17 protein-coding genes are annotated in these 17544 nt (G+C 37.7%); 15 read left to right on the top strand and 2 right to left on the bottom strand.

The features are described 5' to 3' along the window. A complete protein-coding gene (locus CKK03_RS13690) occupies positions 1-1242 on the bottom strand; it encodes a nucleotidyltransferase (RefSeq protein WP_099363106.1) in 1242 nt (413 codons plus the stop codon). 353 nt (positions 1243-1595) lie between these two features. Here CKK03_RS13690 and CKK03_RS13685 point away from each other — a divergent pair, with 353 nt between their 5' ends. From CKK03_RS13685 to gerR, 4 genes are all read left to right on the top strand, one after another. Next, entirely contained in the window at positions 1596-2117 is a 522-nt protein-coding gene (locus CKK03_RS13685) for a YceD family protein (RefSeq protein ID WP_099363105.1), read from the top strand. A 39-nt stretch (positions 2118-2156) separates the two neighbouring features. Continuing rightward, positions 2157-2330: a 50S ribosomal protein L32 gene (rpmF, locus tag CKK03_RS13680; RefSeq protein ID WP_077617716.1), complete on the top strand. Its 174-nt coding sequence runs from the start codon at positions 2157-2159 to the stop codon at positions 2328-2330. A gap of 188 nt (positions 2331-2518) precedes the next feature. Next, a complete protein-coding gene (locus tag CKK03_RS13675) occupies positions 2519-3283 on the top strand; it encodes an enoyl-CoA hydratase/isomerase family protein (protein ID WP_099363104.1) in 765 nt (254 codons plus the stop codon). Positions 3284-3368: 85 nt separating this feature from the next. Beyond that, on the top strand, positions 3369-3986 hold the full coding sequence (gene gerR / locus CKK03_RS13670) for a sporulation-specific transcriptional regulator GerR (protein ID WP_099363103.1): 618 nt from the start codon (positions 3369-3371) through the stop codon (positions 3984-3986). Positions 3987-4030: 44 nt separating this feature from the next. On the opposite strand, the gene CKK03_RS13665 is transcribed toward gerR, so the two are convergent. Further along, entirely contained in the window at positions 4031-4504 is a 474-nt protein-coding gene (locus CKK03_RS13665) for an N-acetyltransferase (protein ID WP_099363102.1), read from the bottom strand. A gap of 189 nt (positions 4505-4693) precedes the next feature. Between CKK03_RS13665 and CKK03_RS13660 the strand changes: the two genes are divergently transcribed. The 11 genes from CKK03_RS13660 to CKK03_RS13610 all read left to right on the top strand — a co-directional run bounded on the left by CKK03_RS13660 (position 4694) and on the right by CKK03_RS13610 (position 17475). Further along, the gene (locus CKK03_RS13660; RefSeq protein ID WP_099363101.1) at positions 4694-6019 is read left to right on the top strand and encodes an acetyl-CoA carboxylase biotin carboxylase subunit; all 1326 of its coding nucleotides are present in this window, start codon (positions 4694-4696) and stop codon (positions 6017-6019) included. Positions 6020-6033: 14 nt separating this feature from the next. Then, positions 6034-6246: a biotin/lipoyl-containing protein gene (locus CKK03_RS13655; protein WP_099363100.1), complete on the top strand. Its 213-nt coding sequence runs from the start codon at positions 6034-6036 to the stop codon at positions 6244-6246. Between the two features lie 10 nt (positions 6247-6256). Further along, positions 6257-7798 (top strand): acyl-CoA carboxylase subunit beta, encoded by a 1542-nt coding sequence (locus CKK03_RS13650; protein WP_099363099.1) that lies wholly within the window; start codon positions 6257-6259, stop codon positions 7796-7798. A gap of 146 nt (positions 7799-7944) precedes the next feature. Beyond that, positions 7945-8820, top strand: coding sequence for a 2-dehydropantoate 2-reductase (locus tag CKK03_RS13645; RefSeq protein WP_099363098.1), 876 nt, complete (start codon positions 7945-7947; stop codon positions 8818-8820). Between the two features lie 3 nt (positions 8821-8823). Then, a complete protein-coding gene (locus CKK03_RS13640) occupies positions 8824-9216 on the top strand; it encodes a DUF3397 domain-containing protein (protein ID WP_099363097.1) in 393 nt (130 codons plus the stop codon). Between the two features lie 91 nt (positions 9217-9307). Continuing rightward, entirely contained in the window at positions 9308-10933 is a 1626-nt protein-coding gene (gene bshC / locus CKK03_RS13635; protein WP_099363096.1) for a bacillithiol biosynthesis cysteine-adding enzyme BshC, read from the top strand. Positions 10934-11053: 120 nt separating this feature from the next. Beyond that, positions 11054-11485 carry a division/cell wall cluster transcriptional repressor MraZ gene (gene mraZ / locus CKK03_RS13630; RefSeq protein ID WP_099352331.1) on the top strand — a complete coding sequence of 144 codons (432 nt, stop codon included), beginning with the start codon at positions 11054-11056 and terminating at the stop codon, positions 11483-11485. Positions 11486-11781: 296 nt separating this feature from the next. Beyond that, complete coding sequence (rsmH, locus tag CKK03_RS13625) at positions 11782-12714, top strand: 16S rRNA (cytosine(1402)-N(4))-methyltransferase RsmH (protein ID WP_099363095.1); 933 nt, start codon at positions 11782-11784, stop codon at positions 12712-12714. Positions 12715-12767: 53 nt separating this feature from the next. After that, complete coding sequence (gene ftsL, locus CKK03_RS13620; RefSeq protein WP_099363094.1) at positions 12768-13130, top strand: cell division protein FtsL; 363 nt, start codon at positions 12768-12770, stop codon at positions 13128-13130. Between the two features lie 2 nt (positions 13131-13132). Continuing rightward, a complete protein-coding gene (locus CKK03_RS13615; RefSeq protein WP_099363093.1) occupies positions 13133-15349 on the top strand; it encodes a penicillin-binding protein in 2217 nt (738 codons plus the stop codon). Positions 15350-15519: 170 nt separating this feature from the next. Beyond that, positions 15520-17475 (top strand): stage V sporulation protein D, encoded by a 1956-nt coding sequence (locus tag CKK03_RS13610; RefSeq protein WP_099363092.1) that lies wholly within the window; start codon positions 15520-15522, stop codon positions 17473-17475. Positions 17476-17544: the final 69 nt, after the last annotated feature.

Below are 17544 nucleotides of genomic sequence, written 5' to 3'. Positions count from 1 at the left end.
TTATAAATATTTTTGGTGTTCTTCATCATATCTAATCGGTGGAGTAGCATATTCCTGTCGTAGAAGTGACGAGCGAAGTGGTTCAGGGAATATAGCTAAATAGGTTTGAGTAGCTTTTACATCAAGTGTAAATAGTTCATCCGAAAACCCTGATATTTTTGAAACAATGGGAAGTTCTACTTCCTTTTTAATGTGATTCAAATAGTTCTGTCCTTTTTGAGACATACCTAGTAAACGAATATAGGTGGCCAGTGGGTTTTCATTAACTGGTTTCAGCTGTTCCTTTGTTGTATTTGTTAATATATGTACGCATAAACGTTGAAGTCTTGTCCATGTGTATCGTTTTGTTTTGATTTTTTCCATAAAATCCATGAAGGAGGTTGCTTCTGTAATATGGGCTAGCAGTCTATTTTCAATTCCTTCTTCGGCCTCATAAATTTTTGCTAATTCATCCGGTGTAGACGTTAGTAACCTATATTTTAATAATGTGAAGTAATCCTCCCACCGATGGAATAATTGGTTCTCTAGAAAATAGGAAGAAAGCCATTTGGAAGTTGAGGGTGGGAGATAATTTTTAATATGATCCATATTTTTCTCAGTTGAAAATAATGTTTTACGAATACTAGTTGCACTGGCGATGGATTCATGAGAAAAGGTTTCATCATGATAACCGGCAGATGTTCTCATAATTGTTTCAGCTTTAACGCTACTATTTTGATCATTGATAGCTTTTACGTAATGATAGCCTAAAATATTATTTGGTTTCGATAAATCAACGTATGTATCATTATTTGAAAGTGAAGAATAAGCAAGAGAAGCTGCTTTAGGATAGCTATATCCTTTTTTCATATTCTGCCGAGTGGTGGAATCATAGGATTGTTGATTTTTTTCCATAAAATCCACGGTGTTTTTGAAGTCGTCAATTGTTCCATTTTCACTACCAAAGCAAACTTTGTCACAATGAAGTGCACTTAATAGTGATATTGCACCATTCGCAAAGTTTTGTGCTTTCTGAGTGGCGAATGCATATGGTAATTCAATGACGATGTCAACGCCTGCTTCTAACGCCATTTTGGTCCTTGTCCATTTTGAAACAAGGGCAGGTTCGCCGCGTTGAAGAAAATTTCCACTCATTACTGCAATCGTACAATCTGAATGTGTTTTCTTTTTTGTTTCTTCAAGATGGTACTTATGTCCATTATGAAATGGATTGTATTCAACAATTACACCTACAGCCTTCATCATTTCACCCTTTTTTCAATGTCTAGCATAAGCGCCTAGCCCCTCGAGGTCACAAGCGTTCCGTCAAGAAGGTCAAAAAGCAACCTTCTAGCCGGCCCGTCTTGTGCTTGTCAGACTTGCACAGGAAGTGCTGACATCGACGTTTGCCACAGGACATGGCGGAAGTTAGTCGATGTTCCGTTCTCAAGGCCCTTATACATTTCTATTTAAAACTTTATTTTTAAATATCATTTTTTTGGAAAAGCTGATATAGTAGATAAGTATCTACACTTTAAGTATAGTGTAAAGAAAAAATATTGACAAATGTAATCCGCAAAGCTATAATTACCTTTGTTGCCTTGAGGTGATTTCACTTGAAATGGACAATTAATCAATTAAATCAGTTAGCTCGAAAAGGTCTAATGATTGACGAAACTGTTGATGTAAGAGACTTAATGGAGATCGAGAAATCAATTCGAGATATTTCACCGGTACAAATAACCGGTCGTGCTGATCTCAGCTCCACAAAAGCAAGCTTTCATATAGCAATCTCTGGATCAATGATTTTGCCTTGTTCTCGAACCTTGGTTGATGTAAAATTTCCATTCGAGATCAAAACAACTGAAACGTTTTTACTTAGACAGACATCTGAATTTGACTTAGAGTCGGAAGAGGATGTTCATCAAGTTAAAGGAGAAGTAATTGATTTACTTCCGCTAATCAAGGAAAATATTTTACTTGAAATACCAATTCAGATTTTTTGTGATGATGATTCGAACTCTGAAGATGCAGCACCGCAATCAGGACAAGATTGGGAAGTTATCAGTGAAGATGATAAAAAGAACAAGATTGACCCACGGTTAGCAGGATTAGCAAAATTCTTCGAAGACGAATAAAATCCATCTTGATCTACTCTTTTTAAGGAGGTGGGAATAATGGCTGTACCTTTTAGAAGAACTTCTAAAACAAGAAAAAGATTACGTCGTACACATTTCAAATTACAAGTGCCAGGTATGGTGGCATGCCCAAACTGTGGTGAAATGAAATTAGCACACCGCGTATGTAAAGAATGCGGTACTTACAAAGGAAAAGAAGTTGTTAACAAATAATTTGTTGACATGTTAAAGCGTATTGATAACATTGTTATCGATACGCTTTTTACATTGTCTAGATTACTTTCTAACCTCCTCCACTCAAAGAAAACACCTCAGATTCTTTCTAATGTTATTCAATCCAATGTTGCAAATCTCAATTTTTTACCAGTACAATAAGATAAAAAGGCTTAAGGGGTAAATCCATGTCAAAATACATAGTGAAACGAGATGAAGAGGGAATCGTTTGGTTTACAATCAATCGCCCTGAAAAATGGAATGCAATCGATTATGAAGTGATGGATGGGCTTAAAAAGACAATCACTGAAGTAGAAGAAAATGATGACGATAAAGTTTTAGTGATTACGGGTACTGGACAAAAAGCATTTTGCTCAGGTGGAGACTTATCCGTTTTTCAAAACCTTAATACAGAGCAAGAAGCATATCAAATGCTTAGTAAGATGGGGATGATACTATACTCACTTGCTACTTTAACGAAACCAACTATCGCTCTACTGAACGGACTAGCAATTGGAGGTGGCTGTGAGCTTGCGACTGCCTGTGATTATAGACTAGCATCTCGTGGAAGTAGATTCGGCTTTGTTCAAGGGAAACAGGGGATTACTACCGGCTGGGGTGGTGCAACTATCCTATTAGAAAGAGTATCGATTGACAAAGCGTATCACCTTCTTCTAACAGGTGAAATTTTTTCAAGCGAAGCCGGTAAAGAGCTTGGTTTTGTTCAACATATCTTGTTAGAGGACAATTTAATTATGGAATGCAAAGAATTTATTACTAAAGAATTTTTACATAATACTAAAGTTGTAAATGCGTACAAAAAGGTAGTAAATAGGAAATGGTCTGCAACCAGGATGAAGGAGAGAATAACGGAGGAGATCAAGGAGTGTACTACTTTGTGGGTAACCGAAGAACATCTAGAAGCAGTACGTAAAATCATGCAAAAAGAATAATTATTTCCATGCTAGAGTGTGAGTAGTCTATCTTTTCTATTACATGCATATGTATTAATAAAAAGGAAGTTTAGGAGGGAAAGATATGACTTCAACACGTCAAGATGCATGGACTCAAGATGAAGATTTATTGCTTGCAGAGGTAGTATTGCGCCATATCCGTGAGGGAGGCACACAATTAGGTGCATTTGAAGAGGTGGGCCGAACACTATCCCGAACCGCAGCAGCCTGTGGTTTTAGATGGAATTCATATGTGCGTAAACAATATAAATCAGGAATTGAACTTGCCAAAAAACAGCGCAAGGAATTGAAGAAACAAACCAATAGTGAACAACTTCAGGATCATTCATCTGAACCAGTCGTCACTGAAAATGAAAATAGTGAACAACAAGAATTGCAATTGAGAGATGTCATTCGGTTCCTTGAAGAATATGAAAAGACGGAAAGTGAGTTCCAGAAGGTCGTAAATGAAAATCGGAACTTGAACACTCAAATAAGTAAGCTTCAAGAACAAGTCAAAACCTTAAAAACACAAAATAATACGTTAGAAAATAATATTCAATTAATTGAAGAAGATTATAAGGCCTTAATTGAAATCATGGAGCGTGCTCGTAAAATGGTGGTTCTCCAAGAGGATGAAAGAAGTAAGAAGGTTAAATTTCAAATGGATCGAAATGGGAATTTGGAACGCGTTGAGAAATAAAAAGGAAAACAGCTGACAAAATGTTCAGCTGTTTTCTTCTTGTATCAGTCGATTTCATGTACTCCATCTGGGAACCAGAGGAGTGGGTTTTCTCCAAGGTCACGTTCCATATTGTAGGATGCAGGGATAAAGCCCATTTTCTCCCAAAAACCGGCGGATTTCACACGTGGATTAGTTTTAATCGGTAGATTATACGATTTTGCATAATCCACTAATGCTTTCCCATATCCTTTTTGCTGATAATTTGGAAGGACTTCAAGCTTCCAAAGCTCCAAATAATCTTGTGCGGGTTCAAAATGTTTATTGAATTTTTTATCAACACGATAAAGACTCATACGTGCCACTAATTTATCACCAAAGAAAATTCCGTAAAACGGTGAAACGCTATCATTTTCAATAATGTTCGATTCAAGGTCTTCCAGCATGGATAATTCTTGAAGACCGTATTCTTTAAATGCTTTAAATTCTTCAAGTGTTTTGTAGTTTACTAATAATTTCTCAATCTTTGCCGTATACATTTTGTATCCCCCTTGCGATTCTACTAAGAGAAACTGTAATTATGAATATAAAATCATTATACAACAAAAATACAAAAAATTCTGTAGAAAAATATAGAAAGCGTTTTCAAAAAAATGCAGGATTATGTAGATACGTGTAGAAATTATATGGTGGGTGGATTTGATCTTTCAACGAAAGGGGAAAAGATCTTGAAAAAAGTATTAATTGCGAACAGGGGAGAAATCGCTTTACGAATCATGAAAACATGCCACGAGATGGGGATCGAAACAGTCGCTATTTATTCAGATGCGGACCAGCAATTACCATTTGTAAAAAACGCAACTGTAGCGCATCGGATCGGTGAGGCACCTGTTATAAAATCCTATCTTCAAATGGATAAAATCCTCGAAATAGCTGAGAAGGAGCATGTTGATGCAATCCATCCAGGCTATGGGTTTTTATCGGAAAATGCAACTTTTGCAAAGGCAATTGCGGAACGAGCGATGGTTTTCATTGGACCCTCACCCTCGATTATTTCATTGATGGGCGATAAGGTAAAAGCGAGACAAACAATGATTGAAGCGGGTGTCCCTGTTGTACCAGGAAGTAATGAAGGTATTCAAACGATAGAGGAAGCGTGTACGCTTGCAGCAGAATATGGCTACCCAGTAATGCTAAAAGCAAGTGGTGGTGGTGGTGGTATTGGGATGATTTGTTGCAATTCTGAGGAAGAACTAGAAAAAGCGTTTCACGCAACAAAAACTAGAGCTAAGACGTATTTTGGAAATGATGAAGTGTTCATCGAAAAATTCATTCCCAATGCAAGACATATAGAAGTACAAATCTTTGGTGACCATCACGGAAACATTGTTCACCTGTTTGAAAGAGATTGTTCGATTCAACGACGAAACCAAAAAGTAATAGAGGAAACACCTTCTCCATTCTTGTCAAATGAAACGCGTGAAAAAATATGTCATGCAGCCAAAAAGGCATCAGAATATGTGCACTATACAAATGCTGGTACGATTGAGTTCATTGTCGATGAAGAAGAAAACTTCTATTTCTTAGAAATGAATACGAGACTTCAGGTTGAACATGCCATTACGGAAATGATTACGAATACGGATCTCGTAAAGTGGCAAATTCTTGTGGCGAGGGGAGAGAAACTACCTTTGACACAGGATGGCATACTATCATCAGGTCACTCGATTGAGTTTCGTGTGTATGCAGAAGACCCGGTAAAGTTTTTCCCATCTCCAGGAAAAATAGCGGAATATACATTGCCGGAAAATGTTCCAAATGTACGAGTAGATAATGGTTATGAGGTAGGAACAACTGTTACACCTTTTTACGACCCGATGATTGCAAAAATTATTGTGAATGGAAACAACCGAAAAGAAACGATTGAAACAGCTAAGGACTATCTGAATGAAATTGTAATCAAAGGAATAAAAACGAATATCCCTTTATTCCAACGAATAATTAACGAGGAATCCTTTTTAAAAGGAGAATATACCACAAAATATCTCAATTAATAGGGGGAATTAATATGAAAGAAATAACGGCGAGTATGGCAGGGACAGTTTTACAAGTGTTGGTTTCAGAAGGGGATGAGATTAACGAAGGCCAAGTTGTGGTCATGCTGGAATCAATGAAAATGGAAATACCGATAGAAAGCGCACAGATTGGCAAGGTTGCATCTATTAAAGTAGAAATCGGTGATTTTGTAAACGAAGACGAAGTATTACTTGTACTAGAATAGGAGGGGAATAATGCTTCATACAAAGGATTTGGACCAAAAGTTAGTAGAAAAAAGTAAAGAAATCGAGGCGGGAGGTCATGAAAAATACCATCAAAAGCTGAAAGAACAAAATAAATTATTTGTTCGTGACCGTCTTGCGCTTTTGTTTGATAAAGGAATATACCAAGAGGATGGAAAATACGCAAACAATTCAGCGGGCGACCTTCCAGCAGACGGTGTTGTTACAGCAATTGGGGAAATAAATGGACAAAAAGTATGTGTAATGGCAAATGATTCAACTGTTAAAGCGGGTTCATGGGGAGCTAGGACGGTTGAGAAAATCATTCGGATTCAAGAGACTGCTGAAAAGCTTCGTGTACCGCTATTATATTTAGTAGATTCCGCTGGAGCTCGGATTACAGACCAACTTGAGATGTTTCCGAATCGTCGCGGGGCAGGGCGTATTTTTCATAATCAAGTAAAACTTTCAGGGATGATTCCTCAGATATGTATTTTATTTGGTCCATCAGCTGCAGGAGGGGCTTATATACCTGCATTTTGCGATATTGTGATTATGGTTGAAAAGAATGCTTCAATGTATTTAGGATCACCAAGGATGGCCGAAAAAGTCATTGGTGAGAAAGTGACCTTAGAAGAAATGGGCGGGGCAAGAATGCACTGTACAGTTAGTGGCTGTGGAGATGTACTTGCTACCAATGAAGAGGAAGCGATTCAAAGTGCACGACAATATTTGCAATTTTTCCCTGCAAATTATTTGAATAAACCCTCTTGTATGGAAGGGAGATTCCCAAAGGAAGGTAAAAGCCTACAAGAGATCATTCCTGTAAATCAGAATGCTCCTTTTAATATGTACGAAGGCATTGATTCCCTCATTGACGAAGGAAGCTTCTATGAGATTAAGAAACTATTTGCTCCCGAAATAATTACTGGGTTAGCACGTATAGATGGAAGACCTGTTGGAATTATTGCTAACCAACCAAAGGTAAAGGGTGGCGTTCTATTTGTAGATTCTGCAGACAAAGCGGCTAAATTTATCACATTATGTGACGCATTCCATATCCCGTTAGTGTTCTTAGCTGATGTTCCTGGGTTTATGATTGGTACAAAGGTTGAAAGGGCGGGCATTATTAGACATGGAGCAAAATTGATTGCTGCAATGAGTTCCGCAACTGTACCGAAAATTTCAGTTATCGTGCGAAAAGCATATGGTGCTGGACTTTATGCAATGGCAGGTCCTGCCTTTGAGCCGGATTACTGTGTCGCACTTCCGACAGCCCAAATTGCAGTTATGGGGCCTGAAGCAGCGGTTAATGCGGTATATTCAAATAAAATTAATGAAATTGAAGACCCAAAAGAGCGGGTCGCTTTTGTTCAACAAAAACAACAAGAGTATAAAGAGACGATCGATATTTACAAGCTTGCTTCTGAGCTAATTGTTGATGATATTGTTCCAGCTGCAGAGCTTAGACATGTCCTCATTGATCGTTTGGCTGCTTACGCAACAAAAGAACTTGAATTCGGCCAGAAAAAACATCCAGTCTATCCAGTATAAATAAGAAGGAAAATTTGACCCCAAGGAATTGCCTTGGGGTTATTTCTGTTTTGGTATGATTTTGCCTACCTTTTATTGTAAGTATCTAGTCATTTTGTCGGGCTTTTTGGTAATATAAAGGTAGGACATACTATGGAGTTGGAACTATGAAAATTGGAATAATTGGTGGGGGTTCTATCGGGTTGTTATTTGCAGGCTATCTTTCAGAAAAACATGATGTAACCCTATATACGAGAACTGAACGTCAGGCATCTGAAATTAATCAAAATGGCGTAACAATAGAAAATGAAAATACGTCAAATACATACCGAGTACAAGCCGTATCAAGTAATGCTAGTGTAATCGGGGAAGATATACTTTTCATCGCGGTGAAACAATACATATTGAAGGACGTCCTTTCACAGATCAAAGATTTAGAAAAGGTACAAACAGTTTGTTTTCTACAAAACGGAATGGGTCATCTTGATTTTATGAAAAAACTTGATAATATGAATATCCTTGTGGGTGTTGTAGAACATGGTGCATTAAAATTCAATGACACTACCATCATACATACTGGCGTTGGTCGTACAAAGTTAGCGATTTTTAAAGGGGATTTTCCCACATTTGACATAACAACCGAGGAGTTCCAAATCGAATGTCATCACGATTGGTATGAAATGATAACTTCAAAGCTGATTGCGAATGCTGTCATCAACCCATTAACAGCTTTATATGGTGTTAAGAATGGGGAATTGCTTCAAAATGAGTATTTCAAGAACCAAGTGAAGAGTATATTTAGTGAAATTGTGTCTGTCATACCTTGTAATGAAGAACAAATGTGGGAGCTCGTGACGACAATTTGTAAAAATACTGCTCAAAATAAATCATCCATGTTACGAGATATAGAAGAAGGAAGAAAAACGGAAATAGAGGCCATTTTAGGATATGTTTTAGCAGAAGCAAAGAAAATAGAGCGGGAAGTAGCGATAACACAATTTCTATATGATTCTATAAAAGGGATGGAAAGAAGAGGGGGATAGGGAATGATCAATTTTTTTGCCGGTATTGCAGCGACCTTTGTTACAGTTCCTGTGCTTGGTTTTATACTAGTCTATTTAATTAGTAGATTTATAATGAAAAATAACAGAAAATCATTTTTTCTTTCGGTGGATATTACAACCGTATTTTTCCTCATCGCAGTGCATTATTTATTGCTCGTAATTGTTGGAAAAAGCATGCTTTGGCTAATTATCCTGATCCTTGTTTTTTCCATTTTGCTGACTGGTTTTGTGACCTGGAGAAAAAGTCATGAAATAGATACGGTAAAAGTATTAAAGAAATCTTGGCGATTTGTTTTTCTTGCATCTACATTTGCTTATTTTCTTTTACTATTAATCGGCTTGGTTCAACGAATTTTCGTCACAACCATAAATTAATCCATCATGAGCGAATATTTTTGGTTTATAGAAAAAGCGTGCTATACTCATCTAAGATACATACTGGATAAGAAAGGAAGAACAAGAATTTATGGAGGTTTTGGATCTCTCTTTGCCATCATCAAATCGATTAGTCAATGACTATCTTTTAAATAAAATGGATATAGAGAAATTTTTCGATTATGATATACATTCTCCCCTTGTCTATGAGATAAGAAAAAAGGATCTACAAAAAAGGCATTTTGAACGTGAAAAACTTGTTGAGCATTTGCTTATCTTTAATAAAAGATTCAATTATCATGAACACACGATCGAGAATATTAATAAGCTACTTGATCCAAGCAGTGTCGTGGTGATTGGTGGGCAACAAGCGGGTATTTTAACTGGGCCATTATATACGATCCATAAAATCGTATCTATTATAAAACTTGCAAAAGAGCAAGAAGAGAAATTAAATGTACCGGTTCTACCAGTGTTCTGGATTGCGGGAGAGGACCATGATTTTGCGGAAATCAATCATCTCTTTGTAAATCTGCAAAATGGTATTCGAAAAAGGGCTGTTCCACAATATCACAATCGTAAAACAATGGTTTCATCGATTGAGATTGAACAAGCGGGCTTTTTAGAATGGATAGAAGAAATCTTCGAGACATATGGTGAAACAAACCATACGAATCGACTTCTGGAACGTTTGACTGGGTTTGCGGAAAAATCAAAGACATATGTTGATTTCTTTGTACAGATTATTAATGATCTATTTGGAGAAACCGGTCTTATCCTTGTTGATTCAGGATCAAAAGAAATTAGAACCATTCAATCTCAATTTTTAAGAAAAATGGTTGAAAAAAATAGAGAGATCCATGATGGATTGTTGCTTCAGCAAGAGGTATTGTCATCTAATCAATACCCAAAAATGATTGAAATGAACGAGTCGAGTGCAAACCTTTTTTATACACAAAATGATGAACGTATTTTACTTGAGTATAATGTGGAACATGATGTGTTTAGCGGGAAAAACAATGAATGTATACTTTGTGGAGACGAACTGCTTGAAGTTGCGGAGAAACAACCAGAACTTCTAAGTAACAATGTGGTAACAAGACCAGTTATGCAGGAGTTCTTGTTTCCAACACTAGCTTTTATTTCTGGACCTGGTGAGGTTTCATACTGGGCCGAGTTAAAAAAGGTGTTTACTGTTATGGAGATTCAGATGCCTCCTGTTGTACCAAGACTCATGATGTCAATTGTTGAAAGGGCGATAGAATCTAATATCGAAGAAGTGGGATTAACGATTCAAGCTACCCTTTCTGGAGAACTTTCAAAAGTGAAACAGTCATGGTTGGAACAACAAACAGCTGATGTAGACGGGATTATCCTCGATGCGAAAAAAGAAGTAGAGCAAATTCATAAGAAGATACGAAAAGTGGGGCTTGAAGTTGATTCAGGATTAGGGGATCTTCTCTTAAAAAATGCTCAAAACATCCAATCGCAGCTTGATTTCGTGAAGAACACAATAAAAAGAAGTATTTTAAACCGTAATGAAGTAGAATTGAATCGGTTTAACCGAATTGAAAAATCTCTTCTACCACTTGGCTCCCCACAGGAGAGAGTTTGGAATGTTTTTTACTATTTAAATAAATACGGAGACGATTTTATCCAAGATTTATTAGCACTTCCGTTTGAATTTAACGGAAAGCATAAGGTAGTAAAAATGTAGAATATGACGAAAATCCTCGGAATTCCGGGGATTTTTTTTATTTGGAAAAATATTATAAAAACCGGTGGTGGAAAGTGGGGGATTGTGGTAATATAAAGTCAGAAAGTGGGGACAATAGATATGTTCATGGGAGAATACCATCATACTGTTGATACGAAAGGCCGAATGATTATACCTGCTAAGTTTCGTGAAAACCTAGGGGAAACATTTGTTTTAACTAGAGGTTTAGATCAATGCTTATTCGGTTACCCACAATCAGAATGGAAAATACTTGAGGAAAAATTAAAAACACTCCCACTTACTAAAAAAGACGCGCGTGCGTTCACACGTTTTTTCTTTTCTGGAGCCATTGAATGTGAACTTGATAAACAAGGAAGAGTAAATATTGCAACACCGTTAGTTTCATACGCTGGGCTTGAGAAGGAATGTGTAGTACTTGGAGTATCAAACCGTATTGAAATTTGGAGTAAGGAGAAGTGGGAAGAATATTTCGCTGCTTCCGAAGAATCTTTTTCTGATATAGCTGAAAATATGATCGGTTTTGATATATAACTTTATTCAGCAGGATTCACTTTTTTTATGGTGTGATGAATGTTTTATTAGTATAATATTTTGGGAGGATTCAGACCCAGACTGAATAAAGTTATAGCCTCCGGCGGATGCCACGATTTTTCAAAGGTAGTTTTTCGATCATAAGATCAAAGACTAAGAACGCCACTTCCTGTGGCAACGTCTTTGTGACCCACATCGTGTGGGCCTAAAAAAATCGGGCGGCAAATACACTAAGGCGCATTTGAATGAACTCTTGTGTATAAAATAAGTGTATTACTGAAATAAGAGGTGCTAACATGTTCAAACACAAAACCGTTCTATTAGAAGAAGCTGCTGATGGATTGAAGATTCATCCAGATGGAATATACGTAGATTGCACACTTGGCGGTGCAGGACATAGTTCATACATAGCTTCAAAGCTTTCAAGCAAGGGTAAGCTATATGCTTTTGATCAAGACGATATTGCAATTGCAAATGCAAAGGACAAGCTTGCGGAATATGGTGACATTGTTACCATCATCAAAAGTAATTTTGCCCACATAACTGAGAAATTACATGAACAAGGTATAACGGCTGTTGATGGAATCCTGTTTGACTTAGGGGTATCATCACCACAATTAGACACACCGGAAAGAGGATTTAGCTATCACCACGATGCACCACTTGACATGCGAATGGACCAAAATGCAACATTATCAGCTTATGATATTGTCAACAATTGGTCATATGAGCAAATGGTAAGAATCTTTTTTCAATACGGTGAAGAAAAGTTTTCCAAACAAATTGCTAGAAAAATAGAGGCTGCAAGAGAAAAGAAAACAATCGAAACGACAGGAGAATTGGTTGAGTTAATTAAAGAGGGGATTCCTGCTGCGGCTAGAAGAACTGGCGGACATCCAGCAAAAAGAATTTTCCAAGCGATTCGAATTGCAGTTAACGATGAATTAAAGGTATTTGAAGATGCTATTCACCAGTCAATTGAGCTTTTGGCAACAGGTGGGCGAGTAAGTGTCATAACCTTTCACTCACTGGAGGATCGGATTTGTAAGGTTGCCTTTAAAAAGGCGAGTGAAGGTCCACCCCTACCACCAGGTATTCCAATTATACCTGATGAATATAAACCTACATTAAAACTTATCACTAGAAAACCGATATTACCTACAGAAGAAGAATTAGAGGCAAACAAAAGGGCCCGTTCTGCAAAGTTAAGGATTGCAGAGAAACTTTGAGTTTCGTGGCTACATTCATTAATAAATAGAAGAGATACTTAAGGAGGGATATGATGGGTAATTTAGCATACAAAGTTAGACAAACAGAAAACTATCAACCGAATCAGGCACCAAAGACACGACCGGAAAGAAGACAGAAATTTCGATTTTCGTTAGGGGAAAAGATATTAGGGATTATTTTCTCTGTAGCTGTGATATTCTGCGCAATTCATATCATATCTAACCAAGTATCCATCTACAAAACAAATATCGAAATCCAACAAATCGAAGCATCAATTAGTCAACAAACAAAAACAAACAATGACCTTTATGTACAAGTTCAAGAACTAAGCGAATATGAGCGTTTATGGGAAAAAGCAAGAGAACTTGGACTTGTCTTAAATGAGAATAACGTTAAAGTGGTTCAAGGAAACTAATCATGAAAATAAAGGTTAAAAATAACAATATAAACAGAGGAGCAGCATTTATTAGTATAATATTTGCTTTGCTCTTTTTTACATTGATGGCAAGATTTGTGTATATCCAAGGTACGGGTAAGGTTGATGGTGTTGTTTTAGCGGCTTTAGCAGAAGAAAAATATACAAAACAAAGAGCAATTGAAGCGAAACGAGGAGCAATTTACGACCGCAATGGAAATCCAATTGCTGAGGACACATCTTCATTTACAGTGGTCGCAATCCTCGACGAAGAACTAACGATAGATGAAGATAATCCGAAACATGTAGTTGATCCTGAAGAAACGGCAAGCAAGCTCGCGCCGCTTTTAAAAATGGAAGAAAACGAAATGTATAAAATACTAACAAAGCCTGATCGAAAACAGGTTGAGTTTGGTACGAATGGTCGCGATATTAGTACTTCACTCAAGCAAGAAATTGAAGCATTAGAATTGCCTGGCATCGCCTTTAGACGAGAATCAAAACGCTACTATCCGAATGGGACATTTGCATCACATCTTGTGGGGTATGCCGGTAAAGTAACTGATAAGGAAACAAAAAAGACGGATACCGTCGGGATGTTGGGGATTGAAAAAGACCTCGATAAATATCTTCGTGAAGAAGATGGTTATATGAAATTTCAAAGTGATACAAAAGGGTATAAGCTTCCGGACGCTAAAGAACAGATAGTAGCCCCCGATAATGGAAGTAATGTTTATTTAACGATTGACCAAACAATCCAAACTTTCTTAGAGGACGCCATGAACATGGCTGTTAAGGAATATAAGCCGAAAAAAGTGATTGGTGTTGTTGCTAATCCAAAGACCGGTGAAATCTTAGCTATGTCAACAAGACCGAGCTTTGACCCAAATGTTAGAAATATCGAAAATTACCTGAATGATGTGATTGCCTATCCCTATGAACCAGGTTCTACGATGAAGATATTCACATTGGCAGCAGCGATAGAAGAGGGAGTCTATAATGGGAATGCAAAATTCGCATCCGGAAGCTATTCTGTGGGTGGAGAAACCATACGTGACCATAACAGGGTAGGTTGGGGTTCGATTACCTATGATGAAGGCGTGCTTAAGTCTTCAAACGTTTCATTTGCAAAGATTGCAAATGAGCAACTGGGTACGGATAAATTATTGGAGTATTTAGGTCGTTTTGGTCTTGACCGACCAACTGGTATTGATTTAGAAGGCGAAGTTGAAAATAAGATAAACTTTAAATGGGAGATTGATAAAGTATCTACCGCATTTGGACAAGCATCTTCTGTAACTCCAATACAGCAGGTTCAGGCCGCAACAGCCATTGCGAACGGCGGAAAGATGATGAAACCATATGTTGTCGATAAAATCGTTGACCCTGATACGAATAAAACGGTTGTCGACCATGAGCCTAAAGTAGCAGGTCAACCTGTGTCAGCCGAAACTGCTAAGCATGTGTTAGATTTGTTAGGTAAAGTGGTAACGGATGGAACTGGAAGACAATATAATCTAGAAGGTTATCAAGTGGCAGGGAAAACGGGTACTGCCGAAATTCCTAGTCCTCAGGGTGGGTATTTATATGGAAGAGGAAATTATTTATATTCATTTCTTGGGATGGCTCCACTGGATAATCCGAAACTTGTTGTTTACGTTGCAGTCCAACAACCAGAGCTTAAGGATACGGACATTGGAAACGAACCAGTTGCGATGGTATTCAATCATGTTATGAAAAATAGTCTACAGTATTTAAATATTCAACCAACTGATCAAAGTCCAGAAAATAATGAGAATGTAGATCAAGAAATAGTAACTGATTCTTATGCAGGAAAATCAATAGAAGAGGCAATAGCAGCGATTGAAAAGCAAAATCTTAAAGCGACTGTGATTGGAAATGGAAAGAAAATCATTGCTCAGATTCCAAAACAAGGCGAAAAAGTTCTGCCAAATGAACATATATTCCTTCGTACTGACCAAGATGCAACCCTTCCGGACATGACGGGCTGGTCTTTACGGGACGTCATGATGTTAGCTGATTTAACGAATATCAAAGTATCTTATAGTGGGAATGGTTATGTTGTCAAACAAAGCTTAGAGCCAGGATCCATTTTAAAAGATGGAGATAAGCTAACCGTAAATCTTGAAACACCAAATACGCCGGGAGAAGAACCCGTTGAAGAAGAGAATAGTGAGAAAGAACAAAAAAGGAGCTGATTTTTCAGTTCCTTTTTTGTTGCTTATTTTTTGGATTATCGACGTACATTACTTGCGCATTTGATTTGTTCTATTCATTCCTGTACAAGCATATATTTAGACGAGCCTTGGATTTTAAGGAGATTTTCACTTTTTAAAGGCGCTTACGTTTTAATAGGAGGTACAACAATATGCGAGTTTCGAATGTAACAGTACGAAGAAGATTATCATTAGTACTATTTATAGGGTTTCTATTATTTCTGATTATTGATGTTCGCTTAGGGTATGTTCAATTTTTTGTAGGAGAAAAGCTAACTGCTCTTGCAAAAGATTCATGGAGCCGGGACATTCCGTTTGAGCCTGAACGAGGGAAAATTCTCGATCGCAACGATGTTGTCCTCGCCACCAATCAAAGTGCTCCGACAGTTTTAGTTGTTCCTAGACAAATTGAAAACCCTGCTGAGGCAGCAGAAAAATTAGCTGCAGTTTTAAATATGTCAAAAGAGAAAGCATTTAAAAAAATATCCCAAAATGAGTCAAAGGTATATATCAATCCTGAGGGCAGAAAAATTTCTCATGAAAAAGCGAATGAGGTCCGTGCACTTGGGATAAAGGGTGTTTACATAGCGGAAGATTCGAAGCGTCATTATCCTTTTGGCAGCTACCTCTCTCATGTATTAGGCTTTGCTGGTATCGATAACCAGGGATTAACAGGACTTGAGAAAAGTTATGATGAAGAACTAAAGGGTGAAAAAGGAAGTGTTCAGTTCTATTCAGATGCGAAAGGTAGAAGAATGCCAGATATAGCAGATGATTATACACCTCCGAAGGACGGTTTGGATTTGAGGCTAACGATTGATACGAAAATACAAACCGTAATTGAACGGGAACTTGATAATGCTGAAGCACAATATAACCCTGATGGAATCATTGCGATTGCGATGAATCCAAATAATGGAGAAATTTTAGGAATGTCTTCAAGACCTGATTTTGATCCTGCCAACTTCAGGAACGTCCCACAAGAGGTATATAACCGTAACCTCCCAGTTTGGAGTACGTATGAACCTGGTTCGACTTTTAAGATTATTACACTTGCAGCTTCCTTAGAGGAAGGAAAAGTCAACTTAAAGAATGATCATTTTACGGATCCTGGCTTTGCAAAAGTAGGGGGAGCAACACTTAAGTGCTGGAAAAGGGGCGGACATGGGCATCAGACCTTCTTAGAGGTCGTACAAAACTCATGTAACCCAGGATTTGTAGAATTAGGCACTAGATTAGGAAAAGATACTTTATTTACGTATATAAAGAATTTTGGATTTGGACAAAAGACTGGAATCGATCTTCAAGGAGAAGGAACAGGTATTCTATTTAAACCCGAAAATGTAGGTCCTGTTGAGTTGGCTACAACAGCATTTGGCCAAGGGGTAGCTGTAACACCGATTCAGCAGGTCACGGCTGTAGCTGCGGCGGTAAATGGAGGGACCCTATATAAGCCATATGTGGCTAAAGAATGGGTGGACCCTATAACAGGTCAGGTTGTTAAACGGAATGAGCCTGAAGCTGTACGGAGTGTTATTTCAAAAGAAACATCCGAACAGGTTCGTTTTGCGCTTGAAAATGTTGTTGCCAAAGGTTCTGGTGGTGGAGCTTATGTGGATGGTTATCGTGTAGGTGGTAAAACAGGTACTGCCCAAAAATCGAAAAAAGGTGGCGGCTATCTTCAAAATAACCACATCGTATCCTTTATTGGATTTGCACCGGCGGATGACCCACAAATTGTCGTATACATTGCCGTAGATAACCCTAAAGGTACTGTGCAATTTGGTGGAGTAGTAGCGGCGCCAATCGTTGGAAATATTATGCGTGAGAGTTTACCATTGCTTGGTATTGAAAAGCGTGACAATCAAATCGAGAAAGAGATCAAATTGTGGACCGATAAAAAATATCTTGAAGTTCCTGATGTGATTGGATTGACTAAACAGGAGCTGCCACAACAATTAATGAATATTAAACTGGATATAAGTGGCGAAGGAAATGTTGTCGTTGACCAAGCTCCAAATGCAGGGGAACGAGTTCAAGAAGGAACAACATTACGGATCCATCTCGGGGAAGGCGCAGATAAAAAAGAATCAAAAGATAAGAATTAAGTAGCCAAAGGATTCCCCTTTAGGCTTCTTTTTTCTATAAAAAGGAATACCTTTAATATAGAGGAATAA

The sequence above is a fragment of the Fredinandcohnia onubensis genome (genome assembly GCF_002734215.1).
GTDB classification, from domain to species: Bacteria; Bacillota; Bacilli; order Bacillales; family Bacillaceae_L; genus Ferdinandcohnia; species Ferdinandcohnia onubensis.
Note: the sequence above shows the minus strand (reverse complement) of the source record. Positions and strands in the feature narration are given on the sequence as shown.

Bases quoted from the DNA above. Each gene is read 5' to 3' on its own strand.
- CKK03_RS13610 (WP_099363092.1), top strand. From the start codon at position 15,520: ATGCGAGTTTCGAATGTAACAGTACGAAGAAGATTATCATTAGTACTA.
- CKK03_RS13690 (WP_099363106.1), bottom strand. From the start codon at position 1,242: ATGAAGGCTGTAGGTGTAATTGTTGAATACAATCCATTTCATAATGGA.
- CKK03_RS13645 (WP_099363098.1), top strand. From the start codon at position 7,945: ATGAAAATTGGAATAATTGGTGGGGGTTCTATCGGGTTGTTATTTGCA.
- CKK03_RS13640 (WP_099363097.1), top strand. From the start codon at position 8,824: ATGATCAATTTTTTTGCCGGTATTGCAGCGACCTTTGTTACAGTTCCT.
- rsmH (WP_099363095.1), top strand. From the start codon at position 11,782: ATGTTCAAACACAAAACCGTTCTATTAGAAGAAGCTGCTGATGGATTG.
- CKK03_RS13615 (WP_099363093.1), top strand. From the start codon at position 13,133: ATGAAAATAAAGGTTAAAAATAACAATATAAACAGAGGAGCAGCATTT.
- mraZ (WP_099352331.1), top strand. From the start codon at position 11,054: ATGTTCATGGGAGAATACCATCATACTGTTGATACGAAAGGCCGAATG.
- bshC (WP_099363096.1), top strand. From the start codon at position 9,308: ATGGAGGTTTTGGATCTCTCTTTGCCATCATCAAATCGATTAGTCAAT.
- CKK03_RS13650 (WP_099363099.1), top strand. From the start codon at position 6,257: ATGCTTCATACAAAGGATTTGGACCAAAAGTTAGTAGAAAAAAGTAAA.
- gerR (WP_099363103.1), top strand. From the start codon at position 3,369: ATGACTTCAACACGTCAAGATGCATGGACTCAAGATGAAGATTTATTG.
- CKK03_RS13675 (WP_099363104.1), top strand. From the start codon at position 2,519: ATGTCAAAATACATAGTGAAACGAGATGAAGAGGGAATCGTTTGGTTT.
- ftsL (WP_099363094.1), top strand. From the start codon at position 12,768: ATGGGTAATTTAGCATACAAAGTTAGACAAACAGAAAACTATCAACCG.
- CKK03_RS13655 (WP_099363100.1), top strand. From the start codon at position 6,034: ATGAAAGAAATAACGGCGAGTATGGCAGGGACAGTTTTACAAGTGTTG.
- rpmF (WP_077617716.1), top strand. From the start codon at position 2,157: ATGGCTGTACCTTTTAGAAGAACTTCTAAAACAAGAAAAAGATTACGT.
- CKK03_RS13665 (WP_099363102.1), bottom strand. From the start codon at position 4,504: ATGTATACGGCAAAGATTGAGAAATTATTAGTAAACTACAAAACACTT.